Below are 20,743 nucleotides of genomic sequence, written 5' to 3' on the forward strand. Positions count from 1 at the left end.
GGGCCGGCGTCCCGACTTAGGCCTTCTCCACAAATACCGGCGTCAATTTGAACGTTGGGACCTTCGTGACCGGATCGATCTCGACCGCCATGAGGTCCTTCACAGGCGGCTCGTTGAAATGCTCCGGGAAGAAACAGGCGCCTGGCAGGACGGTCGTATTCGGCTGCACGGCCATGACCAGCGAGCCCTTCGCCGAGGTGACTCGGACCGTGCCCCCTTCCGCCAACCCCAGCCGCGACAGGTCTTCCAGGCTCATATGGAGGCGGCCGTTGTTCGGCGCGATGTTGATCAAGCCGGATGCTTGCGTCGAGAGTTTGCCCGAGTGGTACAGCAACTGTCCCATGATCAACCGATAGGGCTTGTCCGGCGATGGCTCGGTTCCCGGCTGGGCATAGCGCGAAGAAACCTGGACCGCATAGCCATTGGAGAAGTAGGCGTCGGGCGAGACCATGGGTTTCTTCGCTTGGCCGAGATTATAGTAGCCGGGCAAGAGCTTCATGATCTCGTTCTGAATATCTTGCGAGGATTCGTAGTCCCACTGATGGCCGAGCCCGCTTGCGAGCGCGGTCATGATGTGCCAGTCCGGCAGGCTTTCTCCGAGGGGGTCAAGCGTCTGGCGGATCCGCTGGACCTGTCCCTCTTGATTGGTCACCGTCCCGTCCTTTTCGGCGAAGGTGCAGGCCGGCAAGACAAAATGGGCCAGTTTGCCGGTCTCGGTCAAAAACGGATCCTGGCAGATCAGGAGATCGAGCTTCTCAAGGGCGGCCCGCACATCGGCGGAGGCCGGCAATGTCTCAAGCGGGTTTTCGCCCACGAGATAGAGCGCCTTGATCTGCCCGGTTCGGCAACGGTCGAGGATCTCCATCAAGCTTGCGCCAGACCCGGCCGCCGGTAAGGTCGCCGGCTGCGGCTCCGACCCCCAGGCCTTGGCGAATCTGGCCCGAGCGGCTTCATCGGAGAATGGGGCCTGGCCCGGGAGGAATTCCGGCGCCACGCCCATATCGACGGCTCCCTGTTCGTTGGCCTCTTCGACCACCGTGTTGAGGCCGCATCCCGGCCGTCCCAACTTCCCCGTGATCCAGAGGAAATCGATCAAGGTGAGCAGGGTCCGATAGCCGCCGCTCCGCCGCACGATGCCTTCGCCGGCGATGACCAGGGCGCGGGGGGCTTCGGCGAACAGGGTGGCGGCTTCGACGATCTGTTCGATCGAGGCGCCGGTTTGGGTTGCGATCCGCTCCAACGAGAGGCCGGCAACCGCCTGTTTGAGCGCGGCCAGGGCCTGCGGGTGTTTCCCTGTGGCCTCCTGGTCGATCAGATCCTGATCCAGGGCCGCCTTGACCAATCCTTGTACGAAGAGCCCTTCCGTACCCGGCTTGACCAACGTGGGGTGCGAGGCCAGCTTGGCGATGTTCGTGTTGAAGGAATCGACGACGATGACCTGGGCCTTGTACACCCGAATCGCTTCCTTGACCCGCAGGCTCGCGACGGGATTGGTTTCGGTGATGTTGGAGCCGACCAAGAGAATGGCTTTTGCCTTGGTGATGTCGGCCGAATCGTTGGTCATCCGTCCGACCCCCAGGGCCTGCCGCGCCGCATGGACGAAATTCAGGTGGCCGTATCTCGCGCTGCTGTCGATCTGGTTGGTTCCCAGCGCCACGCGCATGAGCTTTTGGAACAGGTACAATTCCTCGTTGGTGCAGCGCGCAGTGATGAGTCCCGCGATCGCCTGCGGTCCGTGGGCGCTCTTGACGGCCTCGATGCGTTCGATGAGCTGGTGCATGGTATCCAGCCAGGGCGCCGATATCAGCTCGCCCTCGCGGCGGACGAGCGGTTGCGTCAGGCGCGTCTTGCTGTCGATGAACTGGAACCCGAACCGGCCGCGAACACAGAGGCCGCCATGTCCCTTCGCCGTCTCGGTGCGGTCGCCCCATTTGTTCTTCCAGGACAGATGAGAAGTGACCCGCACCACCTGGGTGTCTTTGGTCTCCACATACATCTGGCAGCCGTCGCCGCAGTAGTTGCAGGTGGTCAGGGTCTTCTTCATCTGCCAGGGCTTGTACTGGTACTTCGAGTACTTGTTGGTGATGGCGCCCACGGGACAGACGGCCAAACAGTCGCCGCAAAATTCGCATTGCAGCGGCTGGTCCCCCTTGGCCACCACCTGGTTGAAGCCGCCCTTCTTCATGAACTGCAAGGCGTCGATCATTTGCACGTCCTTGCAGATGTTGATGCACTCGCCGCAGGCGATGCAGCGATTCATGTTGAAGTCCAGCACCAGGCTGCGCGTATCTTCGGGGATGAGTTTCTGTTTGGCGCTGGCCAGGTTCGTGACCCCGTGCAGGAAGGCCATGTCCTGGAGTTCGCAATGGCCGTCGGCGTCGCACACGGGACAGTCGAGCGGATGCACGGAGAGGTGTTTCTCCACCGCCTTCTTGCGGGCGAGGAATAGATCCTCCCCCTCTGTCCGGATGACCATCCCGGCGGTCGCCTTGGCGGTGCAGGACCGAACCGGCGCCTTCTTGCCTTCCTGCATGACCAGGCACATGCCGCAGGATCCGAACGGATCGAACGTGTAGTGGTAGCACATGGCCGGAATGATCTTGCCCGTGCTCGCGATCACGTCGTACAGCGAGACGCCGTCCTTGGCCGTGACCGTCTGGCCATCGATGGACAATTCGATGGTCGTCGCTTCCGTGTCAGGACTAGTGGTTGGTTTCAGTGCCATGGTACTTGCAATCGTCAACCGTTCTGCGTCATCCGTCAATCGGTTCGGAGAGCAACCGCCGCCATGGCGCGATTGACGCGTGACGGTTGACGCCTTTTATTTATCGGTCGCACTCCCCCATCACGATGTCATAGGTGCCGAAGATCGTGACCGCGTCGGCGATCATGTACCCCTTGGCCATGAAATCAAAGGCGCCCATATGAATGAAGGAAGGCGAACGGATTTTCAACCGGTACGGTTTCCCGCCGCCCGTGCTCACGATATAGAACCCGAGTTCGCCCTTGTGGGCCTCGGTGCCGCAGTAGATTTCGCCCGGCGGCGCATTGAACCCCTGGGAGAACAATTTGAACTGCTGAATCATCGATTCCAAGTTGGTAAAGACCCGTTCTTTCGGCGGCAGCGTCACGCTGGGGACATCCGCCATGACCGGACCCTCAGCCGGGATCTGCTCCAGGCACTGGCGGATGATCTTGACGCTCTCGTGCATTTCCAAGACTCGAATCCAATACCGGTCATAGGTGTCGCCGTTCTTGCCGACCGGCACGCTGAACTCGCAGCGAGGATAGGCGCCGTAGGATTCGTACTTCCGCAGGTCGTAATCCACTCCGGAGCCGCGCAAGGTCGGGCCGCTCAACCCGAAATTGACGGCATCTTCAGCCGAGATGACGGCCACGCCCTTGGTCCGGGCCAGCCAGATGCGGTTCTTTTCGAGGAATACGACGTATTCCTCGATTTTCGGCGGAAAGTAATCGAGGAACTTGCGGATCTTCTCGAAGAGGGCCGGCGTGAAATCCCGCTCGACCCCGCCGATGCGGTACCAACTCGTGGTCAGCCGGGCTCCGCACAGCTCGTCGAACCAATCCAGCAGAATCTCCCGATCCCGAAACGTATAGAAAAAGACCGTCATGGCCCCGATGTCGAGCGCCTGCGTGCCCAGCCAGAAGAGGTGGCCGATGATGCGCTGGACCTCGGCGACGATCGTTCGCAGATACTCCGCCCGTTCCGGGACGGTGATGTTGACCAGCTTCTCGACCGCCCGGCAATAGGCGTAGTTGTTGTACATGGCGCAGACGTAGTCCAGCCGGTCCGTGTGCGGAATGAACTGGTGGTAGGTGCCCTCCTCCGCCAGCTTTTCGACTCCGCGGTGCAGGTAGCCCATGACCGGGATGGACTTGACGATCCGCTCGCCTTCCAGCTCGAGAATCACCTTCAACACGCCGTGCGTGCTGGGGTGCTGCGGCCCCATGTTCAGCAGCAATTCTTCCGTGCGCAACGTCGGGAGGGTCTCGCTCTCCGGATGTTGCGGGTCGACCTTGTAGACGGTCGTGCGTTGGTCTTCGAAGGGTCGGGACGCCATGCCGTGCCTTTAGGACATCGGTTCGTTCAAGAAATCGAAGGTGTCGCGCCATCCCTTGCCGCGAAGCGGAAAATCCTTCCGGAGCGGGTACCCCTCCGTATATTCATCGGGCATCAAAATGCGGCGCAAATCGGGATGATTCCGAAAACGGATACCCATCATGTCGAAGACTTCCCGCTCCATGAAGTCGGCGCCTTTCCAAATGTCGCAGAGGGAATCCACGACACAGTCCGACTCGCGGACCCGTGTTTTGAGCCGAATGCGATGGCGTTTCCTGATGGAGTAGAACTCATAGACGACTTCGAACCGCTCCTCATCTTCGGGCCAATCGACGGAGCTGACGTGCACGATATAATCAAAATCCAATGCGGGGTCGTCGTGAAGCAGCCGCGCCACGCGGTGCAGCGCGTCCGGTGTGACCGTCACAGCCAGGTCGCCCCGCCATTCGACCGCCTTCACGAAACCTTCCGGGAAGGCGTCCTTGATCCGGCGGGCCATGGGATGCAGGGAGTCGGCGGTCATGTCACGCTTTCAGGTGCTGCTTCACCTGCTCCGGCTGCTTGACGAAGACTCGTTTCTGCATGATGCGCTCTTGCAGCTTGAGAATCCCGTCGAAGAGCGCCTCCGGCGTCGGAGGGCACCCGGGGACATAGATATCGACCGGGACGAATCGGTCGACCCCCTGCACGACGCTGTAACTGTCGTAAATGTTGCCCGAGGTAGCACAGGACCCCATCGCGATGACGTATTTGGGCTCGGGCATCTGGTCGTAAATTTTCCTGATCACCGGCGCCATCCGCCGGCATACGGTCCCGGCGACGATCATGAGGTCCGATTGGCGCGGCGAGGCGCGAAAGACGCCCGCGCCGTACCGGTCCATATCGTAGCGGGACGAGACGGCGGCGATCATTTCTATCGCGCAGCAGGCCAGACCGAAGGTCATCGGCCACAACGAACCCTTGCGGGCCCAGTTCACCGCCTTCTCGACGGTGGTCGTGATCACGTCCGCCTGACCGTCTTTGTCGTGACGCCCGATTTGGATCAAGCCCATGGTGACACCTATAGGACGTTCAATCCCCTATACCCGTCCGGTCAATCCCACTCCAAGGCGCCTTTTCGCCAGGCATAGACATAGGCGATGACGAACAGGCCGATGAAAATGATCATTTCAAGGAGCCCGATCAAGCCGATCTTGTCGAACACGACGGCCCAGGGATACAGAAAGATGATCTCGATATCGAAGATGACGAACAGCATCGCAAAAATGTAGTACCGGACCGGGAACGGCATGCGCGCATCTGAAAAGGGCTCCGATCCACATTCATAGGTGCTCAGTTTTTCCGGTTCCGGGTACTTGGGTTGAACGAGATAGCTCACGATCAATGTGACGACCCCAAACGCCAGCGCGACGAAAATGAACAGCAGGATGGGGAAGTAACTGTTGAGATATTCGAGGAGCAGCTCGGTTCCGGCCATTGCGGTCCCCTACGTGGGCATTCGGGGAAGAAAAAACGAGCGGCAATCTTAGTCACCGGCAGAAAGCAATAGCAAGCGCACAAAGGACCTACCGGGGCCCCACCCCGAAAGTCCTAAACGCCGGCCCTCGGACTCCTTCCACTGCTTCGACCTCTTCCCGGCGAGGCTGCCCGGTCTATCACAGAAAGAAGGTGAAACATCAGAATTGGCCAGCCGCAGACGGAACCGTCCATCCCTTCCTCAAACTGAAAAACGCAGTCAAGTAGTGGCGGCGGCTATTCCAGCCCAAGGATCATCCCGCCCTGAGACGGCCGACATATGAGGGTCAGGTGCGGTCGGTCTTCATGTTGGAGGCGGGCATGCGGAGCCCCGACGATATGGCGTCCGACCCGGGCTCCCATTCGGCTTTCAACGGCGGGACAGCCCTTCCCTTCTTACGACGCGGGATCTGCGTCTCGATTCGTCCTGGCTTTGTCTGACGGACGCGCGGCGCAGCGCCGGGTTGTTCAGCCATGGCTGTTCCCCGTAAACTGACAGGTGCGAGGCCTGTCATCACGATCTCTCCTCGGTCCACCGATGTTCCAAGGTTTGCCGGGATCGCTTGACAGCACTTCGCGATCTGCTAAGGTTGCCACGTCGGACCAATCATGAGATCCCATCTCGTACCAGCCTCCGGTTTCTTCCTCACCCTCTTGGTTCTTGCTCACCTGCCGGCGACCCAGGCGATGGGTGGATACACCGTCGATCCGGCTGTCGAAAGCGTGGTCCGCGGAGACCAGCATTGGGCCTTTCCCGCCGGCTATATCCGCCTGAGCATGCCATCCGAAGGCGTGGTCAATCAAGTCACCGGGGACAGCCAGGTGGCGGGAAGCCGGATGCTGGTGGGCGGGACCCAACGGCTCTACCTGAAGATCAAGCCCGGGAGCGAGACCGCGGTCGGTGATCTCCTGACGGTCTATCGCAAACAGCATAAGGTCTTTCATCCCGCCACTCGACAATACCTGGGGGAACTCATCCATCAATTTGGTGTCGTCAAAGTTGTCGCAATAGAAGGGCAATTCGCTCATGGGCAGTTGGTGGCCTCATTTGCGCCGATTGGACCGGGCGATATGTTGACCCGGTTCGTTCCCCCGACTGTTGAGAGCCGATCTGAGTCCGGTCGAGCGGCAGCCGATGTCCATGGGATCATCGTTGATTTCCCCGCCAACCGTATGCTCGTCGGGCAAATGCAGGTGGTGTATTTGGACATTGGGCGAAACGACGGCCTGCAGGTGGGCGATTATTTTGAAATCTATCGGGTGGGAGGGGGCTTGCCTCGTCGGGTCATCGGAGAGGTCAAGGTTCTGTCCTTGGAAGATTCCACCTCGACCGTCCTAGTCACCAAGGCGATCGCTCCCTTGCTGATCGGAGATCGAGTGGGAATGCGTACCGCGACCACCCCGATCCCGGTGGTTGAAGTGCCGGAGGAGAGCCCTTCGAACAAGAGCGATGTCCAACAATTGGCCAGGAAAATCGATGACCTGACTCGTGCGAGCGGTGGTCGGGCCGGCATGCAGGTGGAACAGACCGGCAACACGGTCGTTCTCAGCGTGAACGACCTGGCTGACCGATTGTATTTCGAGTCCGGTGAGGCCGCGATCAAACCGGATTTCCAGCCGATTCTGAAGCAGATGGGAGACATTCTCCGGCAGGAGGGAGCCGACACGAAGATCCGGATCGAAGGCCATGCCGACAGTATGGAAATCGGGCCGTCACTGAGAAGCAAATATCCAACGAACCTGGAGTTATCCAAGGCCCGCGCGATAAACGTGGCCCGGTACCTCGTAGAGGAAGCCGGAATTGCGCCGGAGCGGCTTTCGTCCGTCGGGCATGGAGCGTCTCGGCCGGTCGCCACCAATGCCACCGATCAGGGACGACGAAAGAATCGCCGCGTCGAGGTCGTCCTCTACACGCCATCCAGGCCTCCGGACGCACCGCAGGCTCCTCAGACCTCCCCTCAGGGCGAGTCGGGGGGAAATTTCACTCAGGTCCAAAGCCCCGCGCCAACCATTCCCAATGGCCTTTCTCCTGAACCGGCCGTAGGTAGTACGCTGTCGCCGAGTCCGGTTGCGGCCGCGCCGGTCGAGAGTCAACCGGCCCAAGGTTCTGGATCTTTGGTAGATCAATCTTCGGACGGCGCGGAGCCGGCAGGTTCTGAATCGGCTCCGGACACGGTTCCCCTGGATCGATCGGAGCCGGCGGAGCCGCAGTCCGCCGACGCTGCTCCCGCCCCCGCTCCGTAGGAATCGCCGGTTCTCTTCCTCCGCGTAAAATTGTCCCCCTGGATCGCGGCTGCTAGAATGCGGCGCGTGGGAACCGATCGGTTCGAGCCAAGCACCTGCGCCCAATCCGAGTTCCCGCCACGATTTGCCGAAGTGGTCGTGCCTCGCCGCCTGCATCGGTCCTTTACCTACTCCATCCCGGCCTCGCTTCAGTCGGTGGTTCGAGTGGGCACCACTGTCACCGTTCCCTTTGGGTCCACGACCGTTAGCGGCATCATCGTAGACCTCGCCGTGCATCCCCGGATTCCACGCCCCCCCAAAGGATGGCGGGCGATTCTTGCCGTCGGCCATCGAGAAGACGATGCGCTCGACCCTCAATTGTTGAGCCTCGCCCGATGGGCGGCTGAGTATTATCTGGCCCCGTTGGGGCAATGTCTGCCGTTGCTCCTGCCGCCGAGATCCTTGCAGCCACCACAGATGAAATTTGTGCTCGCACTCGAGGGAAGGACGGGCCCCGGAGGCCACGTCTCGCTCAATGGGTTGGAAACGGAGGTCCTCGCGCGATTGAAAAAGTCGAAGCGTGGCCGGACTCTGTCGATGCTCAAACGAAGCCTGCCATATCTGACACAGGATACGCTGCTGTCGCTGCTGAATCGCGGACTCGTGAAGGCCGTCGCGACTGACCCTGTAAACCAGAGTATGACTCAGGCCCTCGGCGAGACCAAGCCGGGAGTTCAGCTTGCCTGGCAGGGGAAGGCCGGTAAACCAGTTGCGGCTGCGCCGGAGCCCCTCTTGCGCGATATCCAGGAATCGGTGATCCGGCGATGCCGGATGCCGATCTTGGTCGAGGCGGAAGAGCAAGTACGGACACTAGTGATGGTCGCGGCCGCCCGCATGGTCTTGGAAACCAATCGACGATGTCTGTTTATCACTCCGGAGATCCGGCGGGCTTGCGCGATCGGTGATACGCTCGCGGCACACTGGGGGGCTCGGGTGGCCCTGCTGCATAGCGGGCTCTCACCAGCCGCGCGTGTCAGCACCTGGCAGCGCATCCGGAGCGGGAGAGCCGATGTGGTGATCGGGACCAGATCGGCCGTGTTCGCGCCCTTGCTGAATCTGGGCCTGATCGGTGTCGAGGAGGAGGAAAGTCCCTCCTACAAGGAGGAGCGGGAACCCCACTACCATGCGAGGGAGGTCGCCTGGCACCGGTGCGAGCAGGAGCAGGCCGTCCTCCTGCTGGCCAGCGGCCATGCCTCTCTGGAAACGCAAGAAAAGGTCAGGTTGAAGGGCTCTCTCTGGTCCCTTCCAGCCGAGCCATCGAACGTTCCGATCGAGGTGGTCGATCTTGCGCAAAGCCCGTTCGGCTCCGTCCTGTCTGGTGCCCTGCTTGAAGGCATGCGCCGGACCCTGGATGCGGGGCAGAGAGTGGTGCTGTATGTGAACCGGCGGGGCTATGCCCCGTCGCTGACCTGCGGAGCTTGCGGCAACGCGCCGAGCTGCACACGTTGTTCCGTGCCGCTCATGTTCTCCCGCCAGGACCGCCTCCTGACCTGCCGGTATTGCGGCGGTCGGACTGCGGCTCCGGACCGTTGCCTGGTCTGTTCCGGCACCGAATTTCGATTGATCGGCTTCGGCACTGAGCGGCTGGAAGAAGAAGTTCGCAGCCAATTTCCGTCCGCCCGTATCCTGCGCCGAGATCGAGACGAGGTGGGCTCACGATCAAAGGGCATGCCATCGTGGGAGGCTATGGGGACCCGCTCGTGGGATATCCTGATCGGCACGAGACTGGTCCTGCATGAGCCTGCCGCCCAAGGCTCTGTCCTATTGGGACTCCCCTTGGCCGACGCAGGACTCCATGTGCCGGATTTTCGGGCGGCCGAGCGAACCTATCACAGTCTGTTGGATGCCATGGCCTTGGTCGAGGGCCAGACCGGCGCTCGAGCCATCCTCCAGACCTTCCTGCCCCACCATCACGTCATCCGAGCGATTGCCGAAGGCCGTCGGGACCTGTTCACGAATGCGGAACTGGAGCTGCGGAAGGCGCTGGGCTATCCGCCGTTTGCCAGTCTGATCGTGCTGCAGGTGTCAGGAGGAGACGAACCGGCCGTTCACCGAGCCATAGAGCAATGGGCTACGTTGTTTCGGAAAGAGGTGGGCCTGCGGGAAGAGCCGGGCTCCGGGCACGCTGCCCGATCCGGGTCCCGGGTGAGGCTCCCGATTGACGTGTTGGGTCCGGTGCCGGCCCCTGTCGCGCGGCTGCGGGGCCAATACCGATGGCGCCTGCTGGTCAAGACGACGGAGGGGGCGGAGGCTCGGGAACTGGTGCGCAGGACGCTCGAGGATCTCTCCCGTCTGGTGAGACGCAGGACCCTCAAGTTCGAGGTGGATGTGGACCCCGTGGACCTGGGCTAACGGGTCGGATGGGGTCAGGCGCGCCGCCCTTTCTGCGATCGGCGACGCCGTCCAGGGGGAGCACTGCTAGTAGCGTCCCCCACCCGTTGGGGCGATGCTTGAGCGGTTCCTTCCGGTATCCTGGTACGTTTGAACAGGCCATAGGCGAACGTGAACCAGAAGATCGACGAGAACAGCCCGAAGAGGATGGCGGTCAGCATGTCCTGCATCTGTTGTTCGGTCGGGTCCATGCCGGCCAGCTTGATCCGGACCATCATGGAAATGGGCCAGGCCAGGCTCTCCGCGCCGAAGAGGAGGGTCGTCCAGGCCCAGATGGCCGTGTTGTTGGAGCAGAGCCAGCCGAGCGCGCCGGCGATGAGCCCATAGACGGCGACGGCGGCGGGCGGGGACAGCTCGCCCACGGCGATCCACAGGCCCGTTGTGAGGACGAGACTTCCAAGGAGAGCGTTGAGATAACGAATCCACATGGCCATCGAGTGTCTGGCTGAACGAGATCGGCGACTTGGCAGTCTCCTCGGTCAGGAGCGGGAAGTCAACTGAGACGCCCCAATGACCACTTGGTCAAAGGTTCGGGGATGGCGCAGCAGGAGGAAGAAACCCCCCTTGGATGGAATGGGGGAGATTGCGTGGGCGACGGCGGTCAGTGAACCAATTCGGACTCGGCCGCCTCGACGAGGGCCGCGAGATCAAATGGTTTCTGGAGCGTGCGCCTGGCTCCCAACATGCGGGCGACCTCCAGGAAGTTCAGGACGCCGATCATGTCGCTTCCGCCGGTAATGGCGATGACCTTGACCGCGGGGAATTCGCGCCGAAGCTGGATGATGCTTTCGAGTCCATCCTGGTCCGGCATCAGGATGTCCATGATGACCAAGTCGAAGGGCTGTTGGCGGTAGCAAGCAAGCGCCTCCTTGCCGTCGGCCGCCTCCTGCACCTGAAAGCCGGCTCGCTCCAGCGCGGCGCGCATGAGGGTCCTGATCTGATCTTCATCATCGACAATCAGCACGGATGCCATGGTCGTACTTGCCTGTTGGTGAAAACTCCAGGCCCCTCGTCGGCCTCCATAGGTTCCCTCATCCCGTCTTCGAGTGCAAGCGCTTCGCGATTCTCTTCCGCCTCTTCCGTTGTGCGAACGCCGCAAGGCGCCAATCCCAGCTCAATTCGGTCGCCCTCATTTGGATGAACTTCGAACCGGCATATGAGGATTGGGACGGCTGGATAGTTCGAACGGAGATGGGGATGGTGCCGAAGGCGGGACTTGAACCCGCACGGCTTGCGCCACACGCCCCTCAAACGTGCGTGTCTGCCATTCCACCACTTCGGCAACCGGAGAAGTGTGAGGCGCATTATAGAAGTGGGCCAAAATTCTTGTCAATCAACCGATCGTCCGGCTAGAATCACGGCACACACGTGGAATCGACTCCTCGCTGGTTGTCCCGTGCTCCATCTCGAGGCTCACATGTCCAGGTCGAGCAGCCCCCATCAGGCAGACCGTCGATCCGCGCCCACTGTCGGGGCCTTTTTCGATGTCGATAACACCCTGCTCCCCGGCGAGGCCAGCGAGGTGCGATTTTTTCGCTATCTCTGGCAGCGGGGTGTTGTGGGCCTTCGGGAGGCAGTCGAGAGCCTGTGGTGTCTGTTGCGTCATGTCCCGCCGGTGTCGTTCCAGCCGCTCCGGCTGAAGAAGCTGTATTTGGCCGGCAAGCGGCCGGCGGAGATCGAGCCGCTTGCGGAGGCCTTTTGTCGGACGCATCTCATTCCAAGGCTCTCGGCCGAGGCGATGGATCAGGTGGATCGCCACCGCCGAGCCGGGCATCGTCTGGTCCTGGTCACCGGCTCGCTGGAGTGTCTGATCAAACCCATGGCGGACTTTTTACGGGTGGAGACCGTGATTGCCGCGCGCCTTGAAGAAGGGTTATCGGGCTACACAGGCCGGTTGCTGCCACCCCTCCCCTACGCGGATGGCAAACGCGCGCTCATCGAAGCGCATGCCAAGGAGCATGGAGTCGATCTGAGCGCCAGCTATGCTTACGGGGATAGTCCGGGAGACGTCGAGCTGCTGGAAGTGGTGGGGCATCCCACCGTGGTCAATCCGATCCGAGGCATGGCCCGCATTGCGAAGCACCGGGGCTGGCCGGTGAACCGCTGGGCCTCGTGAGGGATGCCGGCCACCGGTTGGCGATGCGCTGTTGGTGCCGATATGCGCGTCACGGAAATTTTTCACAGCATTCAGGGCGAGTCGACGTTCATGGGGCGCCCCTGTGTCTTTGTCCGCCTCACCGGCTGCGCGTTGCGTTGCACCTGGTGCGACACTGAGTACAGTTTCTACGGGGGGACGGAAATGGGCCTGGAACAGGTGCTGGCCGAGGTGGCCGGTTATGGGTGTCCGCTGGTGGAGGTGACCGGCGGAGAGCCGCTGCATCAGCCGGATGCATTCCGGCTCCTCTCGCGGCTTTGTGACGCGGGCTATGAGGTGCTGTTGGAGACCAGCGGGGCCGTCGATATCGGTCCCGTCGATCGGAGGACCCATATCATCATGGATGTGAAATGTCCGGGGAGCGGAATGACCGATCGGATGTACTGGCCCAATCTCGACAAGCTGTCCGTCAAAGACGAGGCCAAGTTCGTCCTGCAGGATCGGGCGGATTATGAATGGGCTCGCGATGTCGTGGCGCAGCACGCCCTCGCCGATCGCTGCGCGGTCCTGTTCAGTCCCGTGTTCGGGAAGCTGGACCTCCAGTCGCTGGCGGAGTGGATGCTGGCCGATCGCCTGCCGGTTCGGTTCCAGGCGCAATTGCATAAGTTTATTTGGTCGCCGGATCGGCGCGGTGTATAACGGGCGTGATGATGATGTGATGGTTGAGAGAGAAAGGGGACGTAGCGGATGAACCGGTTACAGGTTGAGGCGAAGCAGGGGCGGCTTGAGCAGGAAAGTACAGAGGTCGCCGTCATCCCACATTTCGAGGGAGAGACCGGCTTGAAAGCGGAAACAGCCTCGTTCGACAAGGCCCTTGGCGGCACCTTGCTCGACGTCGTCAAGAGCGGGGAGTTCGAGGGAAAAATCGGCGAAACCTTGGTCGTCCATACCCAGGGCAAGATTCCGGCCAAACGCCTACTTCTCGTGGGACTGGGAAAACGGAAAGAGTTTCATCTGGATGCCTTGCGCCAGGCGTTCGGCTATGCGGTCAAGCGGGTGCGTCAGGCCAAGACGGAGGCGTTTGTCGCCACGCTGCCCCCCCTGTTGCCCCGAGGGACGACGACGGTCGATGCCGCACAGGCCATGACCGAAGGGGCCATTCTCGGAAACTATCAGTTCACCGAGTATCGAAGCGAGCACAATGGCGCCCCAAAGGCGGTCGCCCGGTTTCTGATCGTGACGGCGGACAAGGGCCAACTGAAACAGGTGGCCGAGGGTGTACGGCGTGGAACAGCCACGGCGGAAGCGACCGTCTTGACGCGCGATCTGTGCAACCATCCCTCCAATGTGATGACGCCGACGCGCATTGCCGAAGAAGCCAAGACCGTCGCCAAGGAGCAGGGGGTCAGCCTGAAGGTGCTCGAAAAGGATGAGATGGAAGAACTTGGCATGGGGGCCCTGCTCGGCGTGGCCCGCGGCAGCCATGAGCCGCCCAAGTTCATCATTCTGGAATACAAGGGACCGAAGACACCGAAAGACAGCCGGCCCATCGTCCTGGTCGGCAAGACGATCACCTTCGATACGGGGGGGATTTCGCTCAAGCCGGCCGACAATATGGAGCAGATGAAGGCGGACATGACCGGCGGGGCGGAGGTCTTGGCGACCGTGCGGGCGGTGGCGCGGCTCCGGCTCTCCGCCCATGTGATCGGGCTCCTCCCGGTCGCGGAAAACATGCCGGGCGGACGCGCGATGAAGCCCGGCGATATCGTGAAAACGCTTTCAGGAAAGACTGTCGAGGTGCAAAATACCGATGCGGAAGGCCGGCTGATTTTGGCGGACGCCCTGGCCTACGCCGCCCGCTACAAGCCGGCGGCCGTCATCGATATCGCCACCCTCACTGGCGCTTGCGTGGTCGCGCTCGGCCAGTTTGCCATCGGCCTGTTCGGCACCAACGAGACGCTCAAGCGTCGCGTGCAGGCGGCGGGACAGAAATCCGGGGAGCGTGTGTGGGAAATGCCCTTGTGGGACGAGTATTTTGAGCAGTTGAAAAGCGACGTGGCCGACATGCGGAACATCGGTGGTCGCGGGGGCGGGATGATCACCGCTGCGCTGTTCCTGAGCAAATTCGCGGGGAACTACCCTTGGGTGCATCTGGACATCGCCAGCACCGATTGGAGCGAGAAGGAGCGCGCCTATATTCCGAAGGGCCCGACTGGCATCGGCACGCGCCTGTTGTTGCAATATGTCATCGATCAGGCCAAATAGCCGGCGCACGTCGCCGCCTTGGATACGCAGCCGATGACGCTGAAGGAGAAAGTCGGCCAGCTCTTCATGCTTGGATTTATGGGGACCTCCCTGTCCAAGGATTGGGCGCGGGTGATGGCCGAATACCATCCGGGCGGGGTCATCTTCTTTTCCCGCAATCTGGAGTCGCGCGATCAGATCGTGCACCTGACGAATGAGCTACAGAAGCGCGCGACGGAGCCGCTGCTGATCGCGATCGATCAGGAGGGCGGACGGGTCTCGCGACTCCCCAAGGGTTTCACGATTTTCCCTCCGGCGGAGACGGTGGGACACTGTCACTCGACCGACACCGCCTATGCGGCGGCGTCCGCGACCGCCAGAGAGTTGCGGGCGGTCGGGATCAACATGAACATGGCCCCCGTGCTGGATGTAAACAGCAACCCGCAGAACCCCATCATCGGCGACCGGGCCTTTGGCGCCACGCCCGCGGAGGTCTGTGAATACGGCCTGGCCACCATGGCGGGCCTGCAAGACAACCGCGTCGTGGCCTGCGGCAAGCATTTTCCCGGCCACGGCGACACGACCAAGGATTCCCATAAGGAATTGCCGGTCGTCACCGCCTCGCTCGACCGCCTTCGGGACGTCGAACTCCGCCCGTTCCGGCACGCGATCGAAAACGGCCTGGCGAGCCTGATGACGGCCCATGTGCTCTACCAGTCGCTGGATGCCGAATATCCTGCTACCCTCTCCACCCTCATCCTCCGCTCCCTGTTGCGGGAGGATCTCGACTTTGACGGCCTCCTGGTGACCGACGATCTGGAGATGCACGCCATTCTGGACCACTACGGCGTCGAAGAGGCCGCCGTCCGGGCCTTTATCGCCGGGGCCGATATCCTGCTGATCTGCAAGGATCAGGAGCGGGAAATCCTGGCGATGGAAGCCGTGCTCGCCGCCATCAAGGACGGAACGATCAGCGAAGCGCGCCTGGAGGCCTCGCTGCGCCGCATCGCACGGGTCAAACAACGGTTCATCCATCCCTACGAGCCTGCCCGAATCTCCGAAGCCAAGACGATTGTCGGCTGCCAGGCGCATCGCGCTGTGTTAGACTCCGTGCTCGATTCACGCGCCAAGCGTGCGAGCCTCCAGGTTTGAGGCACGGAGCCATGGCATTGAAAAAAGGCGATATCCTCGACGAGCGCAAACGCTTCCCCGACAGTTGCGGCCTGGTTGTGAAGATCATGGGCGGCGGGGAGGGGTTCGCCAAGGTCGTCTGTTGCGGCCATGAGTTGACCGAAGATGATCTGGTGACGGAGATCGCCGAAAGCCGGGGCCGAAAAAAAGGCCAGCTTCCGCCGGGTGCCATGCTCGAAGAGAACCGGCAATTCCCCGGCTCTTGCGGACTTCGCGTGTTGGTCATCGACGGTGGCGCAGGGTTGAGCGGCATTCACTGTTGCGGCCATGTGATGACGGTCGATGCCGTCAACGACCTCCGTTTCGGTCAGATGCGAAGCACGCCGCCGGAGCCGAATTCGCCGGCCGGCCATGCCTGACCCCGGACCGTAACCGCCTGTTGACCAACGAGGGACGGCATGGGTGAGTGCTCTCCACGACTTCGACGCATTTTGGATTGGATGGAATCCCTCGACCGGTGGGGCTACGTCACGGCCGGTCTGAGCCTGCTCCTGCTCGGCATGCTCGTGTTCGTGCATGCCTGGTACATCTTTCTCGCGAAAAGCTCCCAGATCGGTCTGTTGCCGGCCGGCCTGAAACTGTTGAACGATCTGCTCCTGGTGATTATTCTGCTGGAGCTGTTTCGGACCGTCGTCCGGTTCCTGCAAACCGAGGTCCTGTCTCTTGAGCCCTACCTGGCCGTGGGGGTCATTGCCTGCACGAGGCGGGTGCTCACGGCCAGCGCCGAACTGTCCCATCAACCCTCGATCACCTCGGAGCAGTTCTATCAGTACCTCATGGACGTCGGGCTGAACGTCGCCGTTATCATGGTGCTGGTGGTAGGGGTCTTTCTCGTGCGGCAACGTCCCGAGCGGCCGGCCCCGGCTCCATCGTAGTAGCGTTGTCGTCCGGACAGATTTACGAATCGACCCTTCTCAAGATGCTCGGACATCCATCGCTGTTCTGCACTCCTTCACCATGCGGGTATCCTCTTCAACAGCCCACGCTTGCCCATCTCCCCCTTCCTGTGGCATCATCCGCCTTCTGTCTCGACAGGACGGCTATGGCGGAGCCCTTGGAATACGTGGGATCGATTCATATTATTCTGGGACCCTACCGAGGGAATCCCGTGGCGCTGTATCTTCGGCGCAACGAAGGCAAAGTCGTCATCTCGCCCAAGGTCTATCCGTTCAACAGTATCGCCGGCGAAGCGGAGACCCCCAACAAGGCTGCAGCCGATTTTGAAGAGAAGTGGAAGGCTAAGGCGCTGGTGGCTCCGGACATGTACGATGGGCCCAATTGGGAAGGGGGCATTAAACCGGAACGCCCAGCCCCGCCCAAGCCGGCAACGGCCCCGAAACCAGCTCCGGCAGCGGCTGGGGAAGGGGCGGCGAAACCGGCGGCCCCGGCCAAGGCTGCTCCAGCAGGTGCTCCCGCTCAGGCCGCTCCCGCGCAAGCCGCCACCGTCGAACCGAAAAGCGACGGAACCGCAGCACAGGAAGCCTCTCCGCCATCCCCGATTCAGCCGGAGCGTGCGGCCGTCCAGTCTACCCCCTCCTCGAAAAACTAACTCTGTTCGACTGATTCTGGTAAAGGGGCTGAAGCCGCAGCAGGCTGATTCTGGTTGTTGAGCCGGCTGTGCTTGGCTCCATAGCCGACATAGACCCCGATTCCGATTGCCGTCCACACGACGAATCGGACCCAAGTGATGGCGGGCAAGAAGGCCATGAGGCCGAGACAGGCCAAGGTCCCCAGGATGGGGATGATCGGCATGAAGGGAATGCGGAAGGGGCGAGGATGGTCCGGGCGGAGCTTTCTGAGCACGATGACGCCGATGCAGACCAGCACGAAGGCGAACAGTGTGCCGATGTTGGTCATGTCCGCCGCCTCGCCGATCGGGATGAAGGCTGAGAGGATGGAGACGCAGACTCCTGTGAGAATGGTCGCATGGTGCGGCGTGCCGTAACTCGGGTGCACCGTCGAGAGCCAGGGACCGAGCAGCCGGTCCCGTGACATCGCGAAGAAGACGCGGATCTGTCCCAGCATCATCACCACCAACACGCTCGTAATCCCCGCCACCGCTCCCACCGCCACCAACGCCGCGCCCCAGGTGAACCCCGCCACCCGCAAGGCTTCCGCGACCGGCGCATGGACGTCGATCTGCGAGCTGGGCAGCAATCCCGTCAGCACCGCTGCCACGCTGACGTACAGCACCGTGCAGATCCCGAGGGAGGCCAGGATGCCGATCGGCAGATCGCGCTGCGGATTGCGGGCCTCCTCCGCGGTGGTCGAGACGGCGTCAAACCCGATGTAGGCGAAAAAGACAAGCGCCGCCGCCGCCCCGATCCCTTGAATCCCTCCCGGGGCAAAGGGTGTCCAGTTGGCTGTATCGACCGACGTGATTCCGGTGGCAATGAAGAACAGGATCACGCCGAGTTTCACGAGCACGATGGCACAGGTCGTGCGCGCGCTTTTCTTGATTCCTAGGACGAGAATCCAGGTCACCAACAGCACGATGACGGCGGCCGGCAGGTTGGCGAGGCCGCCGTCGGCCGGAGCGCGGGTGGCCCATTGAGGCAGGGCGATCCCCATCAGGGTCAGCAGGTTGGTGAAGTAACCAGACCAGCCGATGGCGACCGCAACGCAGGCGACGCCATATTCGAGAATCAGGTTCCATCCGGCCAGCCAGGCCATGAATTCGCCGAGTGTGGCATAGGAATAGGTGTAGGCGCTGCCGGCCACCGGAATCATGGCGGCGAATTCCGCGTAACAGAGCGCGGCCAGCGCGCAGGTGATGCCGGACAGGACAAAGGAGAGGACGATGCCCGGGCCTGACCCAGGCCGGTTGGCGTCGCCCACGATCGCCGTGCCGATCAGCACGAAAATGCCGGTCCCGATGATGGCGCCGATTCCGAGCCCAGTGAGGTCGAAGGCCGTCAAGGTGCGCTTCAGCCGGTATTGGGGATGGTCCGCGTCCGCCAGGATCTGCTCGATGGATTTGGTTTTGAAGAATGGATTCACGGTGGACCGGTGTCAGGACGTGGTTACGACCGCCGTCCGGGCTTGGGAGCGGTCTTCTGGTCAAGTATAGCAGTCTCGTGCGGTGAGAAGGCTCCGATCGTGCGGTCAGCCGCGTGCTCTGGCCGCCGCCAAGAAGGCGCGGAACAAACGCTGGTGATATTCGAACCGGTCGTACAGAAACTCCGGGTGCCACTGAATCCCGAGGAAGAAGGGGTGTCGCGGCGACTCGATCGCTTCAATCACGCCGTCCGGCGCCGTTGCGCTGGCGGTGAGTCCTGGCGCGACGCGCTTGACGGATTGATGGTGCGAGCTGTTGACCCGAATCTCCCGCTGTCGCAGGATGCGATGCAATAGGCTTCCGCCGGCGATCGAGACGGTATGGGACAATTCCGTCGCCGGAGGAGCCTGGCGATGGTCCAGCGGCGAATGGAGTTGGGCGGGGATATCCTGCACCAGGCTTCCACCGAGCGCGACGTTCATGGCCTGCATCCCCCCGCAAATGCCCAAGGTCGGTAATCTGGTCCGGCGGGCCAGCCGGGCGAGGGTCGATTCGAAGGATGAACGGCGCTCGCTCATCACGGTGAATGGGTAACGCTGTCGCTCGCCGTAGAGACGGGGAGAGAGATCAGGGCCGCTACCGGTCAACAACAGTCCGTCGAGGTCCGAGAGCAGGCGCTTCCGGTCGGTCTCGGCGGCGGCCAGCGGGAGGATCACCGGGAGCCCTCCCAACTCTTCAATCGCGCGAACGTATCGGGCCCGTAGGAAATAGGTGGGCTCCTTGCCTCCCATATCCTCCCGGTTCCCGGGGTTGAAATCAGGTGTAACGCCGATGACCGGCTTCATCCAGGTTGATGGAGTTCGTCAGCGGGTCGGAGCCGCTTCGGCTTCCTCTTCCTCCTGGGGAACGCCGAGGAAGCGCACGGGCTTGTCTCCCCGCAAATGGTCGGGCGTGATCACATAGGTGCCGCGGAGGCTGGTATCCCAGACCTTCTTGGCCACCTTGTCGTCGCCTCCGCTCAACCCGTAGGCGAACCCGCCCACGATGCCGCCGAGGATCGCATAGACGACCTTGGTCGGCATGTACAGGAGGTTGACGAAGAAGGAGGCGACGCCCATGCCGGCTTGCGAGCCGGTCGATTCCGCTCCGCCTTCCTCTTTCGACTGAGCCGAGGCAAGTGGAACGAAGACAAGATGAGAAACGGCGAGAATCATCAGGACGAGAGCGATGGATTGAAACACCGAGCCACGAGACCCAACGGCTCCACACCAGCCGAACGGCAACACCTTCACGACGTTCCCTCCTGGTTGCGAGTGATCAAGCTCGTCGCCGCATTTCGCAAGGCGAACACGCAGTCAAGGCCACATATAGCAAATCTGCCCTCGAAAGCAAACATTTAAATCCCGGTTGGACGACCGGAACGATGAGCCTTGGCAGAGACTACCGAGCGGCGAGATCCAATTCGGCGAGGACCTGCTGTTTGATCGATTCGCTCAGTTCGGAAAAGACCTCGGGAAGGTGGTCGTCGAGCGGGCCGATGCCCAGCGTCGTATTCTCCTGAGGGAGCCCGTCGTCGAGTGCCGCGTTCAGCTTGCACGTGCAGGCGTGGATCACCAGCAAGTCCTCGGCCCGATGCCGGTACTCGCGGCGCGCGTCATCGTCCATCGGAGCCAGAATTCTCTCCAGCCACGAGTCGAAGCGCAGTCGATCTTTAAGGGCGGCCGCGAGACCGGCGGGCATTTCGACCAACACCTGGATGCCGGCCTTCCAACTCCGTTTCTTCACGTTGAAGACGCAATGAAGCCGCGCGGTATCTCCCGAAGCGATCTCGGGACCGTAAAACAGAGTCACGCGGTATTGGGGAGCCGTCGGAGGCGTCAGCAAGGACATGACGCCGTATTCTACCATCACGGATCACGCACCGGTCATGCTTTCTCCGGCCTGA

At 61.8% G+C, this 20,743-nt stretch carries 20 protein-coding genes and 1 tRNA gene; 9 read left to right on the top strand and 12 right to left on the bottom strand.

Features of this window, described 5'->3' with window-relative positions; genetic code table 11:
- Window positions 1-16: 16 nt before the first annotated feature.
- The 5 genes from QWI75_RS01905 to QWI75_RS01925 form a co-directional block, all read right to left on the bottom strand.
- On the bottom strand, window positions 17-2,725 hold the full coding sequence (locus tag QWI75_RS01905) for a molybdopterin-dependent oxidoreductase (protein ID WP_289266995.1): 2,709 nt from the start codon (window positions 2,723-2,725) through the stop codon (window positions 17-19).
- Window positions 2,726-2,825: 100 nt separating this feature from the next.
- Complete coding sequence (nuoD, locus tag QWI75_RS01910) at window positions 2,826-4,082, bottom strand: NADH dehydrogenase (quinone) subunit D (RefSeq protein WP_289266996.1); 1,257 nt, start codon at window positions 4,080-4,082, stop codon at window positions 2,826-2,828.
- 9 nt (window positions 4,083-4,091) lie between these two features.
- Window positions 4,092-4,604, bottom strand: coding sequence for an NADH-quinone oxidoreductase subunit C (locus tag QWI75_RS01915; RefSeq protein ID WP_289266997.1), 513 nt, complete (start codon window positions 4,602-4,604; stop codon window positions 4,092-4,094).
- Window position 4,605: 1 nt separating this feature from the next.
- Entirely contained in the window at window positions 4,606-5,133 is a 528-nt protein-coding gene (locus QWI75_RS01920) for an NADH-quinone oxidoreductase subunit B (protein WP_289266998.1), read from the bottom strand.
- A gap of 41 nt (window positions 5,134-5,174) precedes the next feature.
- Window positions 5,175-5,558 (bottom strand): NADH-quinone oxidoreductase subunit A, encoded by a 384-nt coding sequence (locus QWI75_RS01925; RefSeq protein ID WP_289266999.1) that lies wholly within the window; start codon window positions 5,556-5,558, stop codon window positions 5,175-5,177.
- Window positions 5,559-6,205: 647 nt separating this feature from the next.
- Between QWI75_RS01925 and QWI75_RS01930 the strand changes: the two genes are divergently transcribed.
- The gene (locus QWI75_RS01930; protein ID WP_289267000.1) at window positions 6,206-7,840 is read left to right on the top strand and encodes an OmpA family protein; all 1,635 of its coding nucleotides are present in this window, start codon (window positions 6,206-6,208) and stop codon (window positions 7,838-7,840) included.
- Between the two features lie 66 nt (window positions 7,841-7,906).
- A complete protein-coding gene (priA, locus tag QWI75_RS01935) occupies window positions 7,907-10,231 on the top strand; it encodes a replication restart helicase PriA (RefSeq protein ID WP_289267001.1) in 2,325 nt (774 codons plus the stop codon).
- 14 nt (window positions 10,232-10,245) lie between these two features.
- On the opposite strand, the gene QWI75_RS01940 is transcribed toward priA, so the two are convergent.
- The 3 genes from QWI75_RS01940 to QWI75_RS01950 all read right to left on the bottom strand — a co-directional run bounded on the left by QWI75_RS01940 (window position 10,246) and on the right by QWI75_RS01950 (window position 11,552).
- A complete protein-coding gene (locus QWI75_RS01940; protein WP_289267002.1) occupies window positions 10,246-10,704 on the bottom strand; it encodes a hypothetical protein in 459 nt (152 codons plus the stop codon).
- Between the two features lie 167 nt (window positions 10,705-10,871).
- A complete protein-coding gene (locus QWI75_RS01945; protein ID WP_289267003.1) occupies window positions 10,872-11,243 on the bottom strand; it encodes a response regulator in 372 nt (123 codons plus the stop codon).
- Window positions 11,244-11,468: 225 nt separating this feature from the next.
- A tRNA-Leu gene (locus QWI75_RS01950) sits at window positions 11,469-11,552 on the bottom strand.
- Between the two features lie 135 nt (window positions 11,553-11,687).
- Here QWI75_RS01950 and QWI75_RS01955 point away from each other — a divergent pair.
- The 7 genes from QWI75_RS01955 to QWI75_RS01985 all read left to right on the top strand — a co-directional run bounded on the left by QWI75_RS01955 (window position 11,688) and on the right by QWI75_RS01985 (window position 17,349).
- Window positions 11,688-12,386: an HAD family hydrolase gene (locus tag QWI75_RS01955; RefSeq protein WP_289267004.1), complete on the top strand. Its 699-nt coding sequence runs from the start codon at window positions 11,688-11,690 to the stop codon at window positions 12,384-12,386.
- Window positions 12,387-12,428: 42 nt separating this feature from the next.
- Window positions 12,429-13,064: a 7-carboxy-7-deazaguanine synthase QueE gene (gene queE / locus QWI75_RS01960; RefSeq protein ID WP_289267005.1), complete on the top strand. Its 636-nt coding sequence runs from the start codon at window positions 12,429-12,431 to the stop codon at window positions 13,062-13,064.
- Between the two features lie 48 nt (window positions 13,065-13,112).
- Window positions 13,113-14,630, top strand: coding sequence for a leucyl aminopeptidase (locus tag QWI75_RS01965; protein ID WP_289267006.1), 1,518 nt, complete (start codon window positions 13,113-13,115; stop codon window positions 14,628-14,630).
- Between the two features lie 33 nt (window positions 14,631-14,663).
- Window positions 14,664-15,761 carry a beta-N-acetylhexosaminidase gene (gene nagZ / locus QWI75_RS01970; protein ID WP_289267007.1) on the top strand — a complete coding sequence of 366 codons (1,098 nt, stop codon included), beginning with the start codon at window positions 14,664-14,666 and terminating at the stop codon, window positions 15,759-15,761.
- An 11-nt stretch (window positions 15,762-15,772) separates the two neighbouring features.
- Complete coding sequence (locus QWI75_RS01975; RefSeq protein ID WP_289267008.1) at window positions 15,773-16,159, top strand: hypothetical protein; 387 nt, start codon at window positions 15,773-15,775, stop codon at window positions 16,157-16,159.
- Window positions 16,160-16,198: 39 nt separating this feature from the next.
- Window positions 16,199-16,675, top strand: a complete 477-nt coding sequence (locus tag QWI75_RS01980) for a phosphate-starvation-inducible PsiE family protein (RefSeq protein ID WP_289267009.1) — start codon at window positions 16,199-16,201, stop codon at window positions 16,673-16,675.
- A 167-nt stretch (window positions 16,676-16,842) separates the two neighbouring features.
- The gene (locus tag QWI75_RS01985) at window positions 16,843-17,349 is read left to right on the top strand and encodes a hypothetical protein (protein WP_289267010.1); all 507 of its coding nucleotides are present in this window, start codon (window positions 16,843-16,845) and stop codon (window positions 17,347-17,349) included.
- On the opposite strand, the gene QWI75_RS01990 is transcribed toward QWI75_RS01985, so the two are convergent.
- The 4 genes from QWI75_RS01990 to QWI75_RS02005 form a co-directional block, all read right to left on the bottom strand.
- Entirely contained in the window at window positions 17,346-18,800 is a 1,455-nt protein-coding gene (locus tag QWI75_RS01990) for an amino acid permease (RefSeq protein ID WP_289267011.1), read from the bottom strand. The genes QWI75_RS01985 and QWI75_RS01990 overlap by 4 nt on opposite strands.
- A gap of 105 nt (window positions 18,801-18,905) precedes the next feature.
- Complete coding sequence (locus QWI75_RS01995) at window positions 18,906-19,643, bottom strand: gamma-glutamyl-gamma-aminobutyrate hydrolase family protein (protein ID WP_289267012.1); 738 nt, start codon at window positions 19,641-19,643, stop codon at window positions 18,906-18,908.
- Between the two features lie 18 nt (window positions 19,644-19,661).
- Window positions 19,662-20,090, bottom strand: coding sequence for a hypothetical protein (locus QWI75_RS02000; protein WP_289267013.1), 429 nt, complete (start codon window positions 20,088-20,090; stop codon window positions 19,662-19,664).
- 148 nt (window positions 20,091-20,238) lie between these two features.
- A complete protein-coding gene (locus tag QWI75_RS02005; protein ID WP_289267014.1) occupies window positions 20,239-20,709 on the bottom strand; it encodes a hypothetical protein in 471 nt (156 codons plus the stop codon).
- Window positions 20,710-20,743: the final 34 nt, after the last annotated feature.

It is taken from the genome of Nitrospira tepida (assembly GCF_947241125.1).
In the GTDB taxonomy this organism is placed as follows: Bacteria; Nitrospirota; Nitrospiria; order Nitrospirales; family Nitrospiraceae; genus Nitrospira_G; species Nitrospira_G tepida.

What these genes read in the sequence shown, in the direction of transcription:
- QWI75_RS01930 (WP_289267000.1), top strand. Translation starts at nt 6,206, where the DNA reads ATGAGATCCCATCTCGTACCAGCCTCCGGTTTCTTCCTCACCCTCTTG.
- QWI75_RS01975 (WP_289267008.1), top strand. Translation starts at nt 15,773, where the DNA reads ATGGCATTGAAAAAAGGCGATATCCTCGACGAGCGCAAACGCTTCCCC.
- QWI75_RS01985 (WP_289267010.1), top strand. Translation starts at nt 16,843, where the DNA reads ATGGCGGAGCCCTTGGAATACGTGGGATCGATTCATATTATTCTGGGA.
- QWI75_RS01925 (WP_289266999.1), bottom strand. Translation starts at nt 5,558, where the DNA reads ATGGCCGGAACCGAGCTGCTCCTCGAATATCTCAACAGTTACTTCCCC.
- queE (WP_289267005.1), top strand. Translation starts at nt 12,429, where the DNA reads ATGCGCGTCACGGAAATTTTTCACAGCATTCAGGGCGAGTCGACGTTC.
- QWI75_RS01965 (WP_289267006.1), top strand. Translation starts at nt 13,113, where the DNA reads ATGAACCGGTTACAGGTTGAGGCGAAGCAGGGGCGGCTTGAGCAGGAA.
- QWI75_RS01940 (WP_289267002.1), bottom strand. Translation starts at nt 10,704, where the DNA reads ATGGCCATGTGGATTCGTTATCTCAACGCTCTCCTTGGAAGTCTCGTC.
- QWI75_RS01915 (WP_289266997.1), bottom strand. Translation starts at nt 4,604, where the DNA reads ATGACCGCCGACTCCCTGCATCCCATGGCCCGCCGGATCAAGGACGCC.
- QWI75_RS01945 (WP_289267003.1), bottom strand. Translation starts at nt 11,243, where the DNA reads ATGGCATCCGTGCTGATTGTCGATGATGAAGATCAGATCAGGACCCTC.
- QWI75_RS01980 (WP_289267009.1), top strand. Translation starts at nt 16,199, where the DNA reads ATGGGTGAGTGCTCTCCACGACTTCGACGCATTTTGGATTGGATGGAA.
- QWI75_RS01920 (WP_289266998.1), bottom strand. Translation starts at nt 5,133, where the DNA reads ATGGGCTTGATCCAAATCGGGCGTCACGACAAAGACGGTCAGGCGGAC.
- nagZ (WP_289267007.1), top strand. Translation starts at nt 14,664, where the DNA reads ATGACGCTGAAGGAGAAAGTCGGCCAGCTCTTCATGCTTGGATTTATG.
- QWI75_RS01955 (WP_289267004.1), top strand. Translation starts at nt 11,688, where the DNA reads ATGTCCAGGTCGAGCAGCCCCCATCAGGCAGACCGTCGATCCGCGCCC.
- QWI75_RS01995 (WP_289267012.1), bottom strand. Translation starts at nt 19,643, where the DNA reads ATGAAGCCGGTCATCGGCGTTACACCTGATTTCAACCCCGGGAACCGG.
- QWI75_RS01905 (WP_289266995.1), bottom strand. Translation starts at nt 2,725, where the DNA reads ATGGCACTGAAACCAACCACTAGTCCTGACACGGAAGCGACGACCATC.
- nuoD (WP_289266996.1), bottom strand. Translation starts at nt 4,082, where the DNA reads ATGGCGTCCCGACCCTTCGAAGACCAACGCACGACCGTCTACAAGGTC.